The sequence below is a fragment of the Cohnella thailandensis genome, assembly GCF_014212135.1.
GTDB lineage: Bacteria > Bacillota > Bacilli > Paenibacillales > Paenibacillaceae > Cohnella > Cohnella thailandensis.
The window spans coordinates 1-20,285 of record NZ_JACJVQ010000002.1; the positions used below are offsets into that span (position 1 = coordinate 1).

The 20,285-nt window shown below is 53.2% G+C and carries 16 protein-coding genes and 1 pseudogene; 4 read left to right on the plus strand and 13 right to left on the minus strand.

Features of this window, described 5'->3' with window-relative positions:
* On the minus strand, positions 1-4,958 hold a 4,958-nt coding region (locus tag H7B67_RS00485; RefSeq protein ID WP_185117846.1), incomplete at its 3' end, for a hypothetical protein.
* Positions 4,959-5,180: 222 nt separating this feature from the next.
* Here H7B67_RS00485 and H7B67_RS00490 point away from each other — a divergent pair.
* The gene (locus H7B67_RS00490) at positions 5,181-6,533 is read left to right on the plus strand and encodes an Nramp family divalent metal transporter (protein ID WP_185117847.1); all 1,353 of its coding nucleotides are present in this window, start codon (positions 5,181-5,183) and stop codon (positions 6,531-6,533) included.
* Between the two features lie 135 nt (positions 6,534-6,668).
* Here the strand turns inward: H7B67_RS00490 and H7B67_RS00495 are convergent, their stop codons facing one another.
* Positions 6,669-7,808 carry a glycosyltransferase family 4 protein gene (locus H7B67_RS00495; RefSeq protein WP_185117848.1) on the minus strand — a complete coding sequence of 380 codons (1,140 nt, stop codon included), beginning with the start codon at positions 7,806-7,808 and terminating at the stop codon, positions 6,669-6,671.
* A gap of 179 nt (positions 7,809-7,987) precedes the next feature.
* On the opposite strand from H7B67_RS00495, the gene asd reads away from it, so the two are divergent.
* Positions 7,988-8,785 (plus strand): archaetidylserine decarboxylase, encoded by a 798-nt coding sequence (gene asd / locus H7B67_RS00500; protein WP_185117849.1) that lies wholly within the window; start codon positions 7,988-7,990, stop codon positions 8,783-8,785.
* A gap of 148 nt (positions 8,786-8,933) precedes the next feature.
* On the opposite strand, the gene H7B67_RS00505 is transcribed toward asd, so the two are convergent.
* Both H7B67_RS00505 and pdxR read right to left on the minus strand, forming a co-directional pair.
* On the minus strand, positions 8,934-9,719 hold the full coding sequence (locus tag H7B67_RS00505; protein ID WP_185117850.1) for a helix-turn-helix domain-containing protein: 786 nt from the start codon (positions 9,717-9,719) through the stop codon (positions 8,934-8,936).
* Positions 9,712-11,247: a MocR-like pyridoxine biosynthesis transcription factor PdxR gene (gene pdxR / locus H7B67_RS00510; RefSeq protein WP_185117851.1), complete on the minus strand. Its 1,536-nt coding sequence runs from the start codon at positions 11,245-11,247 to the stop codon at positions 9,712-9,714. Before pdxR ends, H7B67_RS00505 begins: the two co-directional genes overlap by 8 nt.
* A 114-nt stretch (positions 11,248-11,361) precedes the next feature.
* Between pdxR and H7B67_RS00515 the strand changes: the two genes are divergently transcribed.
* Positions 11,362-11,982 carry a pyridoxamine 5'-phosphate oxidase family protein gene (locus H7B67_RS00515; RefSeq protein WP_185117852.1) on the plus strand — a complete coding sequence of 207 codons (621 nt, stop codon included), beginning with the start codon at positions 11,362-11,364 and terminating at the stop codon, positions 11,980-11,982.
* 123 nt (positions 11,983-12,105) lie between these two features.
* On the plus strand, positions 12,106-13,422 hold the full coding sequence (locus tag H7B67_RS00520; protein ID WP_185117853.1) for an aminotransferase class I/II-fold pyridoxal phosphate-dependent enzyme: 1,317 nt from the start codon (positions 12,106-12,108) through the stop codon (positions 13,420-13,422).
* Between the two features lie 617 nt (positions 13,423-14,039).
* Here H7B67_RS00520 and H7B67_RS00525 read toward each other — a convergent pair.
* From H7B67_RS00525 to H7B67_RS00565, 9 genes and pseudogenes are all read right to left on the minus strand, one after another.
* The gene (locus tag H7B67_RS00525) at positions 14,040-14,600 is read right to left on the minus strand and encodes a histidine phosphatase family protein (protein WP_185117854.1); all 561 of its coding nucleotides are present in this window, start codon (positions 14,598-14,600) and stop codon (positions 14,040-14,042) included.
* Positions 14,601-14,877: 277 nt separating this feature from the next.
* Entirely contained in the window at positions 14,878-15,633 is a 756-nt protein-coding gene (locus H7B67_RS00530; protein WP_185117855.1) for a hypothetical protein, read from the minus strand.
* Between the two features lie 30 nt (positions 15,634-15,663).
* Entirely contained in the window at positions 15,664-16,302 is a 639-nt protein-coding gene (locus tag H7B67_RS00535; RefSeq protein WP_185117856.1) for a hypothetical protein, read from the minus strand.
* Positions 16,303-16,404: 102 nt separating this feature from the next.
* Positions 16,405-16,791 (minus strand): hypothetical protein, encoded by a 387-nt coding sequence (locus tag H7B67_RS00540; RefSeq protein ID WP_185117857.1) that lies wholly within the window; start codon positions 16,789-16,791, stop codon positions 16,405-16,407.
* A gap of 1 nt (position 16,792) precedes the next feature.
* Entirely contained in the window at positions 16,793-17,275 is a 483-nt protein-coding gene (locus tag H7B67_RS00545; protein WP_185117858.1) for a hypothetical protein, read from the minus strand.
* Between the two features lie 24 nt (positions 17,276-17,299).
* A pseudogene (locus tag H7B67_RS00550) lies at positions 17,300-17,515 on the minus strand (DUF1569 domain-containing protein); the annotation flags it as partial.
* A 905-nt stretch (positions 17,516-18,420) separates the two neighbouring features.
* A complete protein-coding gene (locus H7B67_RS00555) occupies positions 18,421-18,798 on the minus strand; it encodes a type II toxin-antitoxin system death-on-curing family toxin (RefSeq protein WP_185117860.1) in 378 nt (125 codons plus the stop codon).
* Entirely contained in the window at positions 18,795-18,968 is a 174-nt protein-coding gene (locus tag H7B67_RS00560) for a DUF2281 domain-containing protein (RefSeq protein WP_185117861.1), read from the minus strand. Before H7B67_RS00560 ends, H7B67_RS00555 begins: the two co-directional genes overlap by 4 nt.
* 275 nt (positions 18,969-19,243) lie before the next feature.
* A complete protein-coding gene (locus tag H7B67_RS00565; protein ID WP_185117862.1) occupies positions 19,244-20,095 on the minus strand; it encodes a hypothetical protein in 852 nt (283 codons plus the stop codon).
* Between the last annotated feature and the right edge of the window lie 190 nt (positions 20,096-20,285).

A 20,285-nucleotide genomic window follows, 5' to 3' on the forward strand; every position in this document is an offset into this window, starting at 1 on the left:
CCTTCGCTCAGGTGCAAGCTATTTACGCTGCCTGCCGCTAGCTTCGAACCGTCTACGCTGCCCTCGGCAAGCTGCTGAGAACCGACGCTTCCTTCGCTCAGGTGCCAGCCGCTTACGCTTCCAGCCGCCAGCTTTGAACCGTTCACGCTTCCGTCAGCGAGATGCTGCGAGCCGATGCTGCCTTCGCTCAGGTGCTCACCGCTTACGCTGCCCGCTGCCAGCTTAGAACCGTTCACGCTGCCTTCCGCGAGCTGCTGCGTCCCTACGCTGCCTTCGCTCAGGTGCCAGGCGTTTACGCTTCCCGCTGCCAGCTTCGAGCCGTCCACGCTGCCCTCGGCAAGCTGCTGAGAACCTACGCTCCCTTCGCTTAGGTGCCAGCCATTTACGCTGCCCGCTGCCAGCTTCGTTCCGTCCACGCTGCCTTCCGCGAGTTGCTGAGAACCTATGCTGCCTTCGCTCAGGTGCCAGGCGTTTACGCTTCCCGCTGCCAGTTTTGAACCGTCTATGCTGCCGTCCGCAAGCTGCTGTGAACCGACGCTCCCTTCGCTCAGGTGCCAGCCGCTTACGCTTCCAGCCGCCAACTTCGAGCCGTCCACGCTGCCGTCCGCAAGCTGCTGTGAACCGACGCTCCCTTCGCTCAGGTGCCAGCCGCTTACGCTTCCAGCCGCCAACTTCGAGCCGTCCACGCTGCCGTCCGCGAGCTGCTGCGAACCGACGCTGCCTTCGCTCAGGTGCCAGCCGCTTACGCTTCCTGCAGCCAGCTTCGAGCCGTCCACGCTGCCGTCCGCGAGCTTAGATGTAACGACCGACTGATCGGCCAGCTTATCGGCGGCGACCGATCCGTCCGCCAATTGCTCAGCCCCAACGCTGCCTGCCGCAAGCTTCTCGGACGTAACGCTTCCCTTCGCCAATCTATCCTCCGTAACGGGGCTGCCGGCGAACGTAAGGTAGTGCATCAAACTCGTCGACAGCTTGCCGAGAGACACGCTGCCGTCCTTTAACTGCTCCTCGGACACGGCTCCGGCTGCCAGCTTCCCGTGCGTGACGGCGCCGTCGGCAAGCTTGCTCTCCGTTACCGCGCCATCCGCCAGTTTGCGCTCCGACACGATTGCGTCGGACAGCTTCCGTCCCGTTACCGCCCCGTCCGCGATTTTCCGCTCCGTTACGGCCTGGTCGGCAAGCTTCGATTCGATGACGGACATCTCCGCGATCTGCACCGTGTTGACAGCTCCGTAGGCCAACGCATCCTCCGTGACGCTTCCATGTGCCAACTTGAACGCCGTGACGCTGCTGTCCGCAAGCTTCTCCGCCGTGACCGCTCCGTCCGCCAGCTTCCGTTCCGTCACGGCATTGTCGGCGAGCTTCGCCTCGGTCACCGATCCGTCCTGAAGCGTTCGCGCGGAGACCGCTCCCTCTATCAGCTTGCTCTCGGCGATCGACGAGTCCGCAAGCTTCGCTTCGGTAACGGATGCTTCCGCCAGCTTGGAAGTCGTGACCGAACCATAGCCGAGCTTCGCCTCCAGCACCTGGCCGTCGGCGAGTTTGGCGCTCGTGACGGCGCCATTCGCCAAAGCGGATTCGGTCACGCTTCCTTCCGCCAGCTTATCGCCCGTTACGGCATTCTGCCCCAGCTTGGCGTTCACGACGCTTCCGTCGGCCAATTTATCGGTCGAGACGCTTCCTGCGGCAAGCTTCGGCTCCGTTACGGAACCCTCCGCGAGCGCCCGTTCCAAGACGGCTCCGATGCTCAGCTTGCTCTCCGTTACGCTGCCTTCCGCAAGCTTCTCGGAAGAGACCGCCCCATCCCGCAGCTTCTGGTCCGTTACGCTGCGATCCGCAAGCTTGTCGGTCACTACCGCGCCATTCGCCAGCTTGTCGTCGCTGATGCTGCCCGGGGCGAGCTTATCCTCGGTGATCGATTCGTCCCGCAGATGAACGGTCGAGACGGCCGCCGGCTCGATCCGCTCGGAGTCGATTCTTCTCTCGGCCTGCTTAGCGAGGGCGAACATATCCGGCGCGAGATGGGAGATCGAGACCGAGCCTTTGCGGATATGGAAGCCCAGCACCGAATCCGGCTTCAGATGCTTGCCGCCGACCGACTCCAAAAGCAGGTGCTCGCTGCCCACGCTTCCCGCCGCCAGCTTCTGTAGCGTAACGCTGTCGTCCGCCAAATGCCGTTCGCCCACCGCTCCGTCGGCGAGAACCCGCTCGTTCACGCTCTGATCCGCAAGGTGCCGTAATTCGATCGCGTTCTCCTTAACATGCTTAGGCCCCACGCTAAGCTCTTGAAGCTGCGAGGAGGATACCGAATCGGCTGCCAGATGCTTCTCGGCGACGGAACGCATCTGAAGGTTGCGCTCCCCGACGCTGAGGTTGGACAGCTTGCTATGGCTGACCGAGCCGTCCGTTAAATGCGATTCGCGCACGCTGTCATCCGCCAAGTGGAAGCCGATGACGGATTGCGCGGTAAGGTGCCTGCTCTCCACCGACTCGACGGCGAGATGCTTACTCGTGATCGCTTCTTCCTGAATGGCTTCCGAAGAGACCGCGTTCTTCGCGATGGCATCGGCGTGAACGCTGTTCGCCGCCAGATGATCGGAATTCACCGAGCCCCGCTTCAACTGCTTAGAGCCGACCGCTCCTTCGGCCAGCGTATCCTCCGTCACCGAGTTGGGGGATATAGCGCCGCGCCCGACGGCCCCGGCTCCCAGCTTGGATGCCGTCACGCTCTGATCGGCGAGCTTCACCGTCGTTACAGATTGATCGGCGAGCTTATCCGTCGACACGCTCTCCGGGGAGAGCTTGAGGGAGGTGATCAGGTGATCCGTCAGATGATGGGAGAACACGGACCGAACGCCAAGCTGACGCTCGCCGACCGAACCCGGAGCCAGCTTCTCCGCCGTAACCGATTCGCCTTGAAGAGCGGAGGTTCCGACGGATTCCTCCGCCAGATGAGCAGGAGTAATGGCGCCGGAGCGAATGTGACGACTGTCGATCGCCTGCCTGGCGATCGCTTCTCCCTTAACCGAATCCTCTCCGAAATGGACGGGTCTCAGGCTCCCGGCCGCCAGCTTGTCGTATGTGATGCTGTCTTCCGCCAAATTAGCCGTCCTGACGGAGCCGTTCGCCAAATGGCGGTTCTGAATGGAGCCGTCCGCGATCTGGGGCGATTTGACCGATCCTTGCGCCAATTGAGCGGAGCCGATCGCCCCTTCGGCAATATGCTTCCGAACGACGGACTCGGCAGCGAGCTGTCCCGAACCGATAATGCCATCCTGCAGATGGTCCCTCATGATCGAACGGGAAGACAGGTGCCTGGCTTCCAGCACCCCTTCCGTCAAGTGTCTGCGTTCGATCGAATGGTCGGCCAGCTTGTCGTTCTGGATGCTCCCTTTCGCCAGGTGGCGGGATTGAACCGCCTCGTCCCCGATCTTGCCGGCAACGATGCTCTGATCCGCGATTTTGGAGGTCGTCACGGCATGCTCCACGAGATTGACGGTCGTTACCGATTGTTCCGCCAGCTTGCTCGCGGTGACCGCTCCCGTCTGGAGATGCCGGCTCTCAACGGCTTCTTCGGCCAGATGGTCCCGCCCCACGGCCGAAGGGCGCAGATGCTCCGAGTCGACGGATTCTCTCGCCAGCTTGTTTCCCGCGACCGCGCGATCGGCCAGCCGCTCCGTTTCGATCGCGCCTTCGGCGATATTTTCGGAGAGAATGGCTAGAGGAGCAATATGCTTTCCCTCCAAGGAACCCAAAGCCACGTGCTCCGCCAGAATGATTCCTTGCTTCAGATGCGTGGAATCGATCGCTTCCGGGGCGATCTTCGCGGGCCCGACGGCTCCGTCCCGCAGCTTCGAGGACGTGACGGCTTCGTCGGCCAGCTTGGAGGTGTCGATCACCTCGTTGGATAGATTCTCTCTTCTTATCGTTCCGCTTCGGATCTTCTCCGAGGTTACCGACTGATCTTTAAGTAAATCCGATGTAATAATGGAAAGACTAAGGTGCTTCGCCTGGATGGAGCCTTCGGCGATTTTGTCGGCGCTGATCGTTCGATCCGCCAGCTTCTCGGAGGACACGCTGCCGTCTCGCAGCTTCTCGCTCGTGATGGAACGATCCCTGATTTTCTGCCCGGAGATAGAGTTCTTGGTTAAGTGCTCGCCCGTAATCGATTCCGGAGCATACTTCGAAGAGGTGATCGAGCCGTCCGCCAGCTTGATGGACGTAACCGAGAAGTCGGCGAGCGCTTCCGTGGTCACGGATTCGGCAGCCAGGTTGTTGGAACCGACGGCGAAGGGAGCAAGCTTGTCGGTCGTGACGGATTCATCCGCGAGATCGTCGGTGTAAACGATCGGCGCCGGTCTTGTCGGAATTCTTTTCTCCGCCAGCTTCTGATGCCGCCAATGCCGTTCTTCTCTCTGGTCCGTCCAATGCGAATCCGAATCCGTTTCTTCATTCTCGGCTATGGCGGCCGCAGGCTCCGGCTCCCGTTCGACGACCTCTTGAACCTCCGATCGCGGCTCCGGCGCCGGCTCGGACTCCGCGGGACGAACCGGTTCGATAATCTCGACCAAGGCCTCCGTGGATTCCGCGATTTGCTTGTCTGCCGCATCGACAACGGCAACGATTTCTTCCGTGCTCGCGAGAGATTCCGCCGACGGCTCCTCGAACGAGCTCCGTTCCTCCGCTGCGGACAAGAGCTCCGCGCTCGTTTCAGAGACCTTCTCCCGCTGATCGTCCTCAGCCGGCCGACCCGAGTCCGCCGCCGGCTCGGCCGCGAAGGCTGTTTTGGACGACTTATCGGACGGTGCCTCGGCCACTGCCGCGCCGTGCACGCTGATCGGCTTACCGTTCTTCTTGGATATATCGTCCAGCCATTGCAGCTCCGATTGGTTCGGATTATCCACGAAGTATAGGGGCCTTCGGCTGTTCGAAGGCTTTTTCGATTTGCCCTTTCTCATGTCCCTCTCCTTCCCAACATCAAAATCTAACGTATCATATGCACATTCACCCATGGGCGCGACTGGCGGCGATGCTTTCGAAATAATGGTTTACATTTCGGGAGACCCGGCGTATAGTAATACCAATCAGAAATTTTGCATTAGGGAAACTTTATGGCCCCTATGCCACATTGATTGATTCGAACAACTTTTCGACTACGGTCAGACTAAGAGGTGATCATTATGCAAGACGATTTGGCCGTCTCTTCTTCGCGTCCTTCCGGTTGGCGCCGGGAACAGCATCAGCCGTCGCTGCCTGAATCCCATCGTTCTCTTCGGATACCGAAGACCGGCTCCACCTTCCGCAAGTTCCTTGCATTCGTCGGTCCCGGCTATATGGTAGCCGTCGGATATATGGATCCGGGCAACTGGGCGACGGATATCGCCGGCGGCTCCAAGTTCGGCTATACGCTTTTATCCGTTATTCTTCTCTCCAATCTAATGGCTATCGTGCTTCAGGCTCTGGCCGGCAAGCTGGGCATCGTAACGGGAAGGGATCTGGCGCAGGCCTGCCGGGATCATTACAGCAAGCCCGTATCCGTCGTTCTCTGGATTCTGGCCGAGCTCGCCATCGCCGCCTGCGACTTGGCCGAGGTGATCGGGGCCGCTATCGCTTTGAACTTATTGTTCGGGATACCTCTAATCTACGGGGTTATCCTAACCGCGGTCGACGTTCTCCTCATTCTGTTCTTGCAGAATAAAGGGTTTCGTTATTTGGAGGCTTTCGTCATCGCGCTGATCGCCATCATCGGGTTCTGCTTCGTCGCCGAGCTGTTCCTGTCCCACCCCGCTTTCGGCGAGGTGATGAAAGGCTTCGTTCCGAAGTCCGACATCGTCGCCAATCCGGAGATGCTCTATATCGCCATCGGGATCCTTGGGGCGACCGTCATGCCGCATAACCTGTATCTCCACTCTTCCATCGTGCAGACGAGACAGTTCGAGCAGACCGAATTGGGCAAAAGGCAAGCGATCCGCTTCGCGACCTGGGACTCGACCATCGCCTTGTTCTTCGCCCTGTTCATCAACGCGGCGATCCTGATCATAGCCGCGGCGGCCTTCCACGAGACGGGCCATACGAATGTGGAGGAGATCGGGGAAGCCTACCATCTGCTGACGCCTCTGCTCGGAACGACGATAGCGTCGATCTTCTTCGGGGTCGCGCTGCTCGCGTCGGGCCAGAATTCCACCTTGACCGGAACTCTCGCGGGGCAGATCGTCATGGAAGGCTTCCTGAACATTCGCTTGCCTGCCTGGCTCCGCCGGTTGATCACCCGAATGATCGCGATTATTCCGGCCGTCATCGTCATCGCCCTCTACGGGGACAAAGGCGCGACGGACCTGCTGATTCTCAGTCAAGTCATCCTGTCCATGCAGTTGAGCTTCGCCGTCATCCCCCTGGTCAAATTCACCTCCAGCCGCAAGAAAATGGGAGAGTTCGCGAACCGCTTATGGTTGAAGATCATCGCCGGGGTCATCACCGTCGCCATCGTCATCCTGAACGCCTACTTGCTGTACTCCACGTTCGCCGATTTATAATTAGTTGACTACAAAGCATGGGAAAAGCCATCCTTCATGACCGCGAGGCCAGAAGGATGGCTTTTGGAATTTTCTCGCCTTTGTGCGGTTCCCCTGTAAGCCGACATCTCGGCTTACAGTTCTAAACTCGCTCTCCTACCGTCCCGCCAAGAAAGCGTGCCATTCCTGCAGCCAGCTTGCCGCCGAGTGTTCCCAAGTGAACTGCTGCCGGACTCGCTCCTGGCCCCTTCTTCCCAGCTCCAGCCTTATCTCCTCGTGGTTCAGAAGCAGCGCAAGCCGGTCCGCAAGCTCTGCCGGAGCGTTCTTGGCGTCGATCAGAAATCCGGTCGTCCCGTCCTGGACGATCTCGGGTATTCCTCCGATTCGAGTCGCCACGACCGGCAGGCCGGCCGCCATCGCTTCGACGTTCACCAAGCCGAACGCTTCCCGGCGAGTGGACGGAACGACGGACACGTCCGCCATGGAGTACCAGAGAGGAACCTCGCCGTAAGGCACGTAATGGTGAAAATGCACATGCGACGAAAAAGGCTTCGCCATTCTGCGCAGCTTCCGGCTATATTCTGTCGTCCGGGCGGAGCCGTAGAACGGACTCCCCACGATGACGACAAGCACGTTCGGCACCCGTTTGATCAGCTCGGGCAGCGCCGCCAGAAGATGATGAACCCCCTTCAAGGGAATCAGTCTGCCTACGTACAGGACGATCCGACGATCGCGCCAGCCGCGAAGCTCCCGCTCCGCGGCGCCGTTGGGCCAGAAGAACCGGCTCGGATCGACTCCCGGATACACGACCCCGATTTTGCCGGCCGCTTGCGGCGCCTTCCTCACGACAAAATCCTTCAGGAAGCAGCTGTTCACGATAATCCGATCGGCTGCCCGCACGCTGGCAATCAAGGTTTGGTTATCCCTTAAGTAAGGCTTGATCAGGAAGGTGTTCGAATGCAAATTCAACCATATATTCGCGCGGGGGAACTCCCTTCTCATCCGCAGCACCATTTTCGGCCGATTCTCGACCTGAATGAGCTCCGGACGGTAGGAACGGAGGCCGGCGATAACCCGATTCCAATATCCGGCGCGAGACTTCATCGGGAATCGTTCGCACACGACTCCGTTCAGCTTCCCTCTGGAATGAAGGCCGAGTCCCTTCCTTCCGTAGATTCTCGCTTCGATGGCAGGCTGCAGCAGCGGCACGATTTTCTCGACCACCCGTTCCACCGAACCGCCTCTAGGCGAAGGAACCGGATAGGCTCCCGGCGTGACGAATGCGACTCTGTACAATCCGGATCCCCCTTCGTACGGGCTGTTATGCTAGGATACACGGAAGGCGGACAAACGAGCACGGCTTCTAACCATGCTCCCGTATTGAACTTTTGCTCGCGATGTGTCACACTTAGGTGCGATCGTATGGTCTTGCGAATGCCGTACGACGAATCAGAGAGAAGGAGTGGCTTAGGCGCATGAATCGTTGGCTGATGCGCTCCATGACCGAGCTGTCTTCGCGCAAGTTCGTCTCCCGGGCAACGGGACGATTGGCCAAATCCTCGTTAAGCCGGCGCTTCATTCCCAGGTTCGCGAAGCTTTATCGGATTCCGGTAGAGGAAGCGGAGAAGAGCCTCCAGGATTACGCCAGCTTGAATGACTTCTTCACGAGGCGCCTGAAGCCGGGAGCTCGTCCGATCGACAAGACGGATCGGGCCTTGGTCAGTCCCGTCGATGCTCTTATTACCGCCTGCGGAGTCATTCGGGACGGTATGCTGCTTCAAGTGAAAGGACAGGATTATACGCTGGAGGAATTGTTAAACGGCTCTCCTCGCACGGGCCATTACGAACAGGGTTATTTCTGGGTGCTGTATTTGAGCCCCACCGATTATCATCGAATTCATTCCCCTTGTTCCGGCACGATCGTCGAGAGCGAGCATATTCCCGGCCGGGTGTATCCCGTTAACGAGTTCGGCCTGACCTGCATGAGAAGGGTGCTGTCCCGCAACGAACGGTTGATCACCTACCTGTCCCACGAGGAAGGCGAGGTTGCCGTCGTCAAGGTAGGCGCTCTTAACGTGAGCAGCATCCAGTATGTCCAGCCGCTGCCCAAGAAGCTCGAATCCGGTCAAGAGCTCGCCTACTTCGAATTCGGATCCACGGTCGTTCTCCTGACGGAGAATGGAACCTGCTGCGATTGCGAAGGGGTTAAGATCGGCGACCGGGTGAAAATGGGGCAGAAGCTCGGCATCCTGAATACGGCGGTCAAAAAGTAACGGACTTCTATTGAGGAAAACACAAAAAAACCCATTATCCCCTCCGTTCAGAGAGGGTCGCGCTAACGCTTTAAAGCGACCGCTCTGATTCAAAGGGATAATGGGTTCTTTAATATCGGTATAAACAGGACCTCGCCGCTCCAATTCCTCATCGAAGCTCGGAAGGGCTTTTCCCCGTATATTGCTTAAATTGCCTGCTGAAGAAGAAGATGTCCCGGTACCCGAGAGCATCCGCCACCTCCGTCACGTTCATTCCCGCATGAAGCAGAAGATGCTGCGCCCGCTCGATGCGGGTCCGGATCATATACGTCTGAACCGACGTCCCGATAAGCTCCTTGAACTTGATCGAGAAGTAGCGGGAGGAGAGTCCCGCGCGGGCGGCGAGATCGTCCACCCGATGCTGGATGCCCGGATGCTGGCGAATGTAGTTCGCGACCTCGTGGATGCTCTCGGTCAGCTGATTGCTGGCCTTGCGCTCGACGGGCTCGTTGCGATCGTCCCGCAAGAGATGAATCATCAGCTGCTTCAGGATCAGCCGCGCTTCTGCCTCCGCCGCGAACGTCTCCACCAAGAACAGGCGAATGTAGCGGGACAGCAGGTTCTCGAATTCAATCGTATCCGTCAGTTGGCGGTAAGGCACGGGAATTTGCTCGACCGGTTCCGTCACGTCGAAGTGAATATAGGTTAGAACGAGCGGCTTCTGGGGGTTATGCGTCGCGCTCGTATGATCCCCCGGACGGAACAGGAAGCAGCTGCCCTTGCCGACCTCGTAGCTCGCGCCGTTCAGAATCACTTCACCCTCCCCGCTCCACACGTAGAAAAGGTCGTAGTTCTGCAGCGGCTTCTCGCGCTTCTGCCACTTCCACCCCGGCTCGCAGACCGTCTTCGCGAAATAGGGAAGTAGGTAAAAAGATTCCGGCGATGCTTTAAGCATGGTTGCTGCCTCCTTGATCTTCATGGGGAATAAGTCCGAGCTCCCTGGCGGCCAAGCGTATGCGATCGATCCCCGACTCGATCTCTTTCTCGTCCAGATGAGCGAAGCCGAACAGCGCGGACGGCCGGTTCTCGCTATCCGATATTCGGTATTTCCCGCCGTCCTGCCAAGCGACGCCCCGCTCGCGGCTCCTCTCCCGCAGAAGCCGGTAGCTCGCTTCATCGCCTCTCCAATAGGCGAAGAGCGACAGCCCCGCGTCCGAAGGCACGATCTCGAACAGCTCCGCCAGCGATCCGTCAAGCCCGCGCTTTAATCTCTCCTGCAGCTTATGGAAAATCCGTCTCATTCGCCTCAAATGCCGATCGTAGCCGCCTTCCGCGATCCAATCGGCCAGCGCGTTCTGCTCCGCGATTCCTTCCGGGTGCGGGTCGTACAGCCTCTTCGCTTGGATGAAGGAGTTTCTTAGCGCTTGCGGGAGCACCGCGTAGCCGATTCGGACCTCGGATCTCATCGTCCGGGAGAAGCTTCCCACGTAGACAACCCTTCCTTCTCCGTCCAGGGACTTCAGCGGTTCGATCGGACGCCCGCCCCAGCGGAAGTCGCTGTCGTAATCGTCCTCGACGATCCAGCTCCCGCGTCTCGCCGCCCACTCGAGCAGCTCCAGCCGGCGCTCCAGGCGAAGCACCGCCCCGGTAGGGAACTGGCGGGTTGGCGTGACGAAGAGAAGCTGCGCGTCCCAATCCCGCGGAAGGATGCCTTCTTCGTCGACTTCAGCCGGATGGAGCGACGCTCCGGTCGCCTGAACGGCGAAGCGAATGCCCGGGTACCCCGGATTCTCCATGACCGCCGCGCGTCCTTCTTCCAGCAGCAGTTGGGCAATAATCGCGATCGCCTGCATGGATCCGCCCGTGATGACGATATCCTCGGCGGCGCAGCGGATCCCCCGCTCTCTCCCCAGTCTCTCCGCGAGGACTCGCCTTAGCCGGTAGCTGCCTTCCGTCGCCCAGTGGTTGTCCGCTATCGAACCGAGCCTTCTCCATTGGGCCGAGACGACGGACTTCCATTCCATGAAAGGGAACCCCTTCTCCCCCATGCCGCGAGGAACGAACGAAATCCCCTTGAAATTCGAGTCCGCCGCAGCCCCGCCGAACAGCTTGTCCGCTTCTCCCGCCACCCGTTCGCCCCACGCGGATAGGATCGGTTTCTGCGCGCAGGCTTCGGCCGTTTCTTCCGCTTCGGCCTGCCTCTCGCCGGTTGCCGGACGAATGGCGGACAACCCGTGCCTGCCCGACACGAAAGTGCCCTGGCCGATTCCCGTGCGCACGTATCCTTCCGCCGCCAGCATCTCGTAAGCGAGGCTGACGCTGCCGCGGGACAGGCGATAAAGCTCGGCAAGCTGCCGAGTGGAAGGCAATCTCGCTCCCGGCTCCAGCAATCCGGACGTGATTCCTTCCCGAAGCGCCAGGTATAAAGCGAGGTGCTTGCTGCCGCACTCCTTCAAACGCGACTCGTACGGGACTTGGAACACGGCGGAGCCCCCTTTCGCAATGGCCTATTGTTTTTAATCATAATTGGATCTTTTTGTTTGTCAATCCAAGGTCTACACTAGAACCAATTTTACTTCAACTAGGGGGTCATTCGCATGCGCAGAAAAGAATTCGAAGCGGCCGACTACGAAGAGATCGAGCGGTTTCTTGCGGAACGGCATGATGGGGTGCTGACGTTTATCGGCGAGGACGGCTGGCCCAAGGCCGTTCCGCTGAATTTTGCCTATCTGGATGGTAAAACCTACTTCCACGGAAGCAAGCAAGGGGAGAAAATGAAGGGGCTGGCGGCCGATCCGAGGGCGGAATTCGTCGTTTACGAGGCTCATGCGTTCATTCCTTCCTATTTTAGCGATCCGTATCTGGCCTGCCCGGCCACCGTCTTCTTCCGTTCCGTCCGGATGAGAGGCCGAGTGGAACAGGTGGAGGACGCAACCGAGAAGGCTCAGGCGCTTGGCGCCCTGCTTCGTTCCATGCAGCCGGAGGGGGGACATGCTCCCATCGATGCGGGCGATCCCAAATACGCGTCTTCCTTAAGAGGCGTGGCGGTCATGCGGCTGGATATCGAAGAGATCGCCGGCAAGTTCAAGTTCGGCCAGAACCTGTCCGAGCCCCGGCTGAACAAGGTTCTGCAGGGGCTTCGCGATCGCGACCGCCCCGGGGACGCCAGGACGATCGAGGAGATCGCCGCCCATCATCCCTCTTATCGAAACCCGTGAAATTTTCATGTGAAAAAGTCCACAATCCGATGACGCTCTTCCTCCGATGGTGTATAATAACTCCAAACGATCGGCGCCCCTTTAAAGCGCCATAACATGACCTGGTGGAAGGAAGCGACAGTAATGAACCCCCTCGCTCAGCAACTGAACGACACCATTCAGCGGGAGAACCCGCGTATCGCCGAGATGCTCTCCGGTATCGGGCGTCAGATTTATTTTCCTAAGGACGGTATTCTGAGCCAAAGCGCCGAAGCCAAAACGAAGGCGAACGTGTACAACGCGACGATCGGGATCGCGACCGAGAACGGAACGCCGATGCATCTGCAAGTCATTCAGGATAAACTGTCTGCCTTCAACCCGAAGGACATTTACGAATATGCGCCCCCCGCGGGCAAACCGGAACTGCGCACCGTATGGCGCGACAAGATGCTGAAGGAGAACCCTTCGGTCGTCGGCAAGGCGATCAGCCTTCCGATCGTGACGAACGCTCTCACGCACGGACTCAGCATCGTCGCCGATCTGTTCGCCGATACCGACGATGCGGTCGTGCTTCCCGAGAAGAACTGGGAGAACTACGAGCTGACCTTCGGCATTCGCCGCGGCGCGGTCATGGTCGAGTATCCGCTCTACAACGAGCAGAACCGCTTCAACGCGGCGGGCTTGCGCGACGCCATTCTCTCCCAGAAAGATAAGGGCAAAGCGATCGTGCTGCTCAACTTCCCGAACAACCCGACCGGCTATACGCCGAACGCGGAGGACGGCCGCGCGATCGTAGCCGCCATCAAGGACGCGGCCGAGGCGGGAGTCAACGTCGTCGCCGTGACGGACGATGCGTACTTCGGCCTGTTCTTCGAAGATTCGCTGAAGGAATCGCTGTTCGGCCATCTGTGCGGACTGCACGAGCGCATTCTTCCGATCAAGGTCGACGGAGCGACCAAGGAAGAGTACGTCTGGGGCTTCCGCGTCGGCTTCATCACGTACGGCGGCCAATCGGCCGGCACGCTCGCCGCGCTGGAACAGAAGACGCTCGGCATCGTTCGCGCGACGATCTCCAGCGGCCCGCACCCGTCGCAGACGTTCGTCCTCGACGCCCTCAAGTCTCCGGAGTTCGAGGCTCAGAAGGCCGAGAAGTTCGCGATCATGAAGGGACGCGCCAACCGCGTGAAGGAGCTGCTCGATAGCGGCAAGTACGGCAACGAATGGAGCTATTATCCGTTCAACTCCGGCTACTTCATGTGCCTCAAGCTAGAGACGGTTGACGCGGAAGCCGTTCGCCAGCGCCTCCTTAGCCAATACGGCGTCGGCACGATCGCCCTCGGCCAAACCGATCTTCGCGTCGCTTTCTCCTGCATGGAAGAATCGCAGCTTGAAGATCTGTTCGACCGGATCCACAGCGCGGTCCTGGACGTTAAAGCAGGCAACACTGCGGTAACGAAGTAAGAACCAATCGTGCGATAAAGTTAAGAGCTGCCGGGGGGCAGCTCTTTTCTTATGCCTCATTAATAATTTAACGTCAATAAGTTAACGTCGCTACCATGAGGATTATTATGGGCAGAAGCGAGATTCCTACTCCGGACAACGCAAGTAATTTATGCAGGAGAACCGAAGAACAACTAATCACATAAACGCTAATTAGAACCGCTGCACCGACAAAGAATAGATACATGCCGAACCAATCGCCCAAAGACTCGTCGAATAGAGACTCTGCAAATAGGATCCCCAGACCGACCATCGATAGGGCGAGGCAAGGAATCCGGCTATTAATCTGGAATAGTACCAACTATTTATGGTACCCGTTTGCGTTCGGCGCGAAGCTTTGCAAGGTGTCTTGAAGCACTCGGCAGCTCTAACGGACATCACAGCACCTTAAACGCAACAAAATGACTATTTTCAACTCTAACGGAAATGAGCGACCTTTAAAAGCACAAAAACCCTGTTTATCCACCCAGTTCTCTATCTAAGGGTCGCTCATTTCCGTTAAACCTGAAATTGGGCTTACGAGACCGAATAAGGGTTCGCCATTTCCGTTAGAAAATGCCGTTGACCTACTTACCGCCTCATTCCTCCCACAATCTCACCACAGTAACCAATTTAGAGTTTTCGAATTCCAGTTTATTAACGTCCGGCATCGATGTCGATTTCCAGAAGTCATAGCGATAGGACTTATCGAAGAAATTCAAGATCAACGTCATGATATCTCCGTGAGTGCCGATGGCTATCTTCTGTCCTTCATAATTCCGTAGAATGCCAAGGAAGGACTGAATCGCCCTCTGTTGTGCGGCCAAGGAGGATTCTCCTTCCGGGAAAGCGAAATCGAAATCCTGGTAAACCTTGAATTTCGCTTCTCTAAAGAGCCGATCGGGAATGATCCCGATGCTTCTCTCTCTCAGGTCTTCGAATAGAAGAATCTCCTTCTCCCCGGCAGCATCCTTTATCGTCTGGATCGCTCGTTCATAGGGACTCGATACGAAGATGTCTATATTCTCATTCCGCAAAAGGGAGCCTACCTTCAAAGCATCTTCCGCCCCTTTGCCGGATAGGCCTCTGGATCGCTCTTGGCCTTCTACATAGGGGGATTCCGCATGCCTTACCAAGTAAACGGTTGTTCTTTTCTCCAAGCTTTATCCCTTCTATCGGTTGCTAACTAAAGCATGTATCTTCTCCGACAAACTATCCCAGTCGATGCTGTACCCGATATTCAGTCCCCATCCAGCTGACCGTAGATCATCCCTTAATTCGATAAGTTCATTGATTTCCGCATTATCCAAATTTGTATTTGGAAAACCCGTAAATGTTGAATATCTTCTCGATCTGATAACTGATCGCGCCTTCCAATTGAACCAAGTCGCTCTGAAGCGTCTAAAGAGAGAGCAAGAAACCATTTCTTCCTTTTCATCAGGTCTCCTTTGAACTCTCCCCAGAGTATACCTCAAGAGCTATCTTTACGATCTCCTTATCGATTCCGCTCGCTTTCTGTATTCGATCGGCCCATTCTTCTATGCTGCTCAGCGGATTTTCAACCTTCAAGCCCTCGTTTGAGCTTATCATGCTTGAATAGTTATCGAACTCCCAATGCAGAACTTGATTCCCTTGGAAAATCCGTTTCTCAACGAGAGGACTATAAAAAATCCGCTGAGTTTTCTGCCCGGCTTCCATTAGTTCTTGTCCTCTAACCGGGTTCAACCTAAATTCTTGGCGAGATTCTTTACCGTTCAGTCTTCGATAAGCAACCATGAGCTTATTCGGATGGACGTTAAGCTTTATATCCGCACCAGGGAAAAAGCCTTTCAAGTATTCCTCGGAATAATCTTCATGCTCCTTATCCATCAGGATGGGCTCGATCCATTGGTCCCCAAGCTCGCAGAGGTATTTATTTCCTTCGCCATTCCTAACGACCACCGCAACATGCGAGTCCGGAGTTAGTACCGCGTAACTATCGAGTTTTTCCCGCTTAAACTCATCGATCAGCCAGATGGCCAAATCAAAACAATTGCCCGACGTTCCGTATTTCTCCCGATGTTCTTTCATTAAGTCGACGGTTCTTTGTTTTCTTGCGGAATCGATCGTGCTGTACCAAGCTTTCGTTAAGGTCTCCATGGGAAAATCGTTGAATCTGCTCCAAACTCGGAGTACATCCTCGGTAGCCCGCATGTTTCGTTCCTCCCCGCAACTATTGCGTTGTCATGCCCTCACCGAATCCATCGTTTCATTGACGATTCGAACCATCGCGTCTACGGCATTGATCGGACTTCGATACTCGATCCGAAGCACATGCCGATCAAACTCATAGAAAATAACTCCGGAGAAAACAGAATCGTCATTAAATTGATTGTGTTTGCCTCTTAAGCCGCCAAGCGAAGTAGTCTCGACAAACTCACCGAAAAAAGAGTCCTCGTGGTCCTGTATCTCCTGGGCTACTGCATCGTCCAAAGTCGAATCCTCTATCACTTTATATGATAACATTGCTTCTCCCGACAAGTCTTTCGTAAAGACGGCTTTCTTGCCCTCTATCGCAGGTTCGCCCATACTCGTTCGTACCGCGAAAGTCACCCCATAGGGTTCGATCGTGTATTCCGTTCCATCGAATATCGCCGTCTCGTGCTCCATCGTGGTTTCCAACTTAACGGCGTCTCCGACCACAACCGAAAAATCCTCCGTTTCCGGCTCTTGAGCTTCTGGCTCAGGCGTATGACTTACTTCTACTTCGATAGTTGCAGACGCATGCGGCGTTTGTTCGGCTTCGTTCGACTGCTCCGTACACCCGGCAAACATCATAGCGAATACGACGACAAGCAGCGTTGGTCCCCAGCCTTTTCCCATTACTTCGATTCTCCTTCATCCAACAATTTCGGTAATAACCTTAATTGTTAGACGTTGGAAATTGGAGTAAAGTTCCAGACGGCTTTAGAGGGAACAAAATCTTTAATATAAATTAACCTTTTCCCTTATGCTCAGGTTCAACTCGCCGTTTTCATGAATGGATTCGATATCGATATTTGCTTTCCCGGAATAGCCGCGTTCGATGTATCCGATAATAATTTCCGATTGTTTTCTTTGATTTGCTTCATAGATAAGGTTAATGCTCGCCTCGCCAAAGTTTTCAGGACGTATCTTAATCGTTTTCTTGGACTTCGATTTCATATCCACGACCGTAGGTCCACCTGGATAATCAATGATAAGGTTATCGATTTCTTTATCGACTTTATTATGGATTGTGATTTTAAATCCATCGTGTTCTTCCGCTTTTACAATCAGAAAGACGAATAAAACCAATAAAAAGAACGATGCAAAGATTGCTATTTTCTTCATTCTACTCCCCTATCTTTTCGATGGACCTTATCGCATTAATTGCGTTAATATCCTCATAAACTCTTTCTCCTTCGACTACCGTCATATAAATTCCGTAATCTTCGCTATATATCGATTGGAGATCTTGCAGTTCTTTGGATAGTTTGATGGTGTACTCGTTGCCGCCTTTGACCGTCTTGATGTTGAACATAGCTCCCGTCGTATTCCCAATGTCAAACCAGGCTGAAATTCTTGTAAAGGAAAACTTCCCGTTCGACTCTGCTAACTCACCTAAAGAGTAAACATCTTTCGACTGTCGAATCAGAACGATTGTCTCGTCCGAGTCCAAGACTAATTCCAGAAAAGATTCATTTACGTATGATTCCTTAGCAGCATAATGTTGAATGGCTTGCTCCTTCGTATCGAAAAAATTCAATTGCGGTTTTTCTTCTTTGTTACATGCAGTAATGAGGAGTAATAAAACGAGAGATAGCAGTTTTCTCATGAATATCCCCTATACATCTATTAGCTAAACGCCAAACTGTCTTAAATGATGGTCTAGATGTTTATATATGCCCTTCCTCCATTCTTCTGGAGAAAATTTGCCGAAAAAAGGATGCGGTTGGGTTGTACATTTCTCGGGTCCATTAATTTGAAACGTGGTTATTTTTCGAATTAGTTTTTCTTTTTCCACATTAAAATCTCTTTCATCTACAATCATGATATTTGGAATCGTGGACTTGTTTGATACGAATAATAATTTCGTTTGTATGATAGGGTTCGAATATGCTATTCATTAGTCCTCCTAAAAAAAGTTTTTCTTGTTCTGATTTCCTATTTCGTTTCTGTATCTCTATCCACGACATCAGGCTAATAGCATTCCTTAAATCTATTCATCCCTGCGTACACTAAATCGATTCTCAAATGAAAAGTTTTTATTCGTCTTCCAACTTCATTTTCAAACTCCTTAACAAACTGTAATACTTTAGGTTTTTCTTCCCAATATGACATAGCATGCTGTCCGCCAGCAGGCATATTCCACCAGTCTAGAAACGAATTCCAAACCTTATAACATGCCTTGCTTAATTCCGAATCAAGTGCATCAAAATTTGGGAATCCTAAGAATATCGGCTTTTCACTTGTCTTTTTTATATGGCTCTAGTTCCAATAAGTTATCCATTGGTTTCTTAAGTTCTGAATTTCGTGGTTATCAAGATTAATTTTTTCAGTCGACCATACATTCATTTCAGGCTCAAATAAACCAAAAGAACCCCCAACATTAATTATAAAATTCAATTCAATATCACTCGAAATCGTTACTGTCCATGAACGTGGATCTTGATTTGTTTTTTCCTTTCTCTGCTACAATCCCACCGGGACCAAGGAGCTACCACGATCTGATGCGTGAATATGTTGTTAGTTGATACCAGTGTCTTCTTCGAGTTCTCTAATTCTGATTTTTAAACCTTCTTTCAAACTCATTAACAAATACATCAATTGGATATTTGTAGTCGATTGGTTTGTAAATATATCGAATATTCCACTTGTGTCGTAGACCTTTATCTCTGAAATCATCGTTTCCATAATGTTATCTGTTGTATCGGCTTTCTTAGAATCAGCTACAAATATATCTAAAAAGACATCGAGGTTCTATTCCCGATGTCTTACAATCCAGTCTTCAATATCTTGTTCATTTAATTTCCCTTCAGCTGTTCTTAGTCCTAATTGAACCAATTCCTCTTGACTGAATCTTATTTTAATCCCATTAGTTCGGAGCAATAACAACATAACTGCAACTCCGATTCGCTTATTCCCATCTACAAATCCATGATTTTTAATCAATGAATATGTGATAACAGAGATCTTTCTTGTTAAACCTGGATATAGTTCTTGTCCATCAAATGTTATTTCTGCTTTTCCAAGAGCACTTTCTAATAAGCCTTGGTCTCTTACTCCATCTGACCCACCAGTAGCTTCGATTATCTTTCGATGATAAATCAGAAGTTGACTTATTGTGATTGTATTCATTTTGCCAGTTCTCTAAGTGCTTCTATATTATCATTAATAATATCATCCATCATGGACTCAATTTTAGGTGTATTTTTTGATTTGAGGAACTCAATAAAATCAATTACCTCAATTTGTTTTTCTTGTGGTAATGACAAAAAGTCCTTAATCAACTTCTCCTCTAGGCTCATACAATCGCCTCCATTTCTTTACTTCACAGTATACACCAAAACATAAAAGTACTTAACATCTTCCTAGCCCAACTTCCAATTTAGCTCTGCCGGTATTACATATAACGTTACTGTATTCACGACGTCCCACCGACTTAAGGCTGCGCCAGCAGCCGTCCGCGATGCGGTTAGTCGGTGCGGATGTGTCCGCCTGATTCTACTCCCTGCCAGTTCTCCTCGGGCGGACCGAGGAACCGTCAGGTTCCGAAGCGTGAATATAATGTTATACGAAGCACCTATCTTCTCTGTAATACCCTAGCCAAATCATTTACAGCTGCTTGAACAACTAGCCAACATATATTACTTGTATCTTCATCTGGTTTTACTTGTCTAACCATTTGTTCATATGGATGAATTAAATTTCTAAAAATTCTAAGTGCATGTGAAAAATGTTTTACATCCAAATCAATCCATCCCTCAGAATGTCCTACATCGATCATTTCACTTAATGACCAATCATAAAATTTCTTAGTGTTACCATTCCGATCTTTAGGTGCTGAAGTAGATTGGTTAGCTTGTTGCGGAAATCTCTGCAATACAGTTAAAAATAACCCTTCAAGCAAACTACCCATGATAATAATTCCAGATAAATATGCTTGTGCCTTTATACATTTATCTGCTTCTTCCCATCTATTACTCAGAAGCTCTGCTAAATTATTCTCGATTTCTAAATTAAAGAAATCCGGTGGGGGCAGTGATTTAAGTTCTTTTTCATTTGGTTCTTCCATCTTAAATTGTATAGAACCTTTCTTAATTTCTGGAACTATACCATTCAATTCAATATATATTCCTTCCATTGATAATATTTGATTCAAAGACTTCAATGCTAGATTAACCTGTTTGTGGTTACCTTGATACTCTTTAGGTGAAGCTAATCTACTAATTACTAAATTAATCTCGTATTCTGAAATTACATTTAGAACATTAAGAGTCCACCACTTCCTGGTAGAACCATCATGAACATACCCACTAATTCCAGCTCTTTGTAAGAACCTAGAGATTTCAGATCCCGACCTGTAAACTGGAGCGAATTCTTTATTATCTCCACAAATAAATTCACTAAGTTGTTCAAGAACTGTTGCGTCCATGACATAATAGCTCCTTATACAGATTTATAGGTGTTTCGTATAACGTTACTGTATCCACGACGTCCCACCGACTTAAGGCTCCGTCAGGAGCCGGCCGCGATGCGGTTAGTCGGTGCGGATATGTCCGCTGATTTCACTTCCCTGCCGATTACTTCCCGCGGACCGAGGAGCCGCCAGGCTCCGATGCGTG

What these genes read in the sequence shown, in the direction of transcription:
- H7B67_RS00555 (WP_185117860.1), bottom strand. Translation starts at nt 18,798, where the DNA reads ATGAATACAATCACAATAAGTCAACTTCTGATTTATCATCGAAAGATA.
- H7B67_RS00560 (WP_185117861.1), bottom strand. Translation starts at nt 18,968, where the DNA reads ATGAGCCTAGAGGAGAAGTTGATTAAGGACTTTTTGTCATTACCACAA.
- H7B67_RS00535 (WP_185117856.1), bottom strand. Translation starts at nt 16,302, where the DNA reads ATGGGAAAAGGCTGGGGACCAACGCTGCTTGTCGTCGTATTCGCTATG.
- H7B67_RS00520 (WP_185117853.1), top strand. Translation starts at nt 12,106, where the DNA reads ATGAACCCCCTCGCTCAGCAACTGAACGACACCATTCAGCGGGAGAAC.
- asd (WP_185117849.1), top strand. Translation starts at nt 7,988, where the DNA reads ATGAATCGTTGGCTGATGCGCTCCATGACCGAGCTGTCTTCGCGCAAG.
- H7B67_RS00490 (WP_185117847.1), top strand. Translation starts at nt 5,181, where the DNA reads ATGCAAGACGATTTGGCCGTCTCTTCTTCGCGTCCTTCCGGTTGGCGC.
- H7B67_RS00530 (WP_185117855.1), bottom strand. Translation starts at nt 15,633, where the DNA reads ATGCGGGCTACCGAGGATGTACTCCGAGTTTGGAGCAGATTCAACGAT.
- H7B67_RS00515 (WP_185117852.1), top strand. Translation starts at nt 11,362, where the DNA reads ATGCGCAGAAAAGAATTCGAAGCGGCCGACTACGAAGAGATCGAGCGG.
- H7B67_RS00505 (WP_185117850.1), bottom strand. Translation starts at nt 9,719, where the DNA reads ATGCTTAAAGCATCGCCGGAATCTTTTTACCTACTTCCCTATTTCGCG.
- H7B67_RS00545 (WP_185117858.1), bottom strand. Translation starts at nt 17,275, where the DNA reads ATGAGAAAACTGCTATCTCTCGTTTTATTACTCCTCATTACTGCATGT.
- H7B67_RS00540 (WP_185117857.1), bottom strand. Translation starts at nt 16,791, where the DNA reads ATGAAGAAAATAGCAATCTTTGCATCGTTCTTTTTATTGGTTTTATTC.
- H7B67_RS00565 (WP_185117862.1), bottom strand. Translation starts at nt 20,095, where the DNA reads ATGGACGCAACAGTTCTTGAACAACTTAGTGAATTTATTTGTGGAGAT.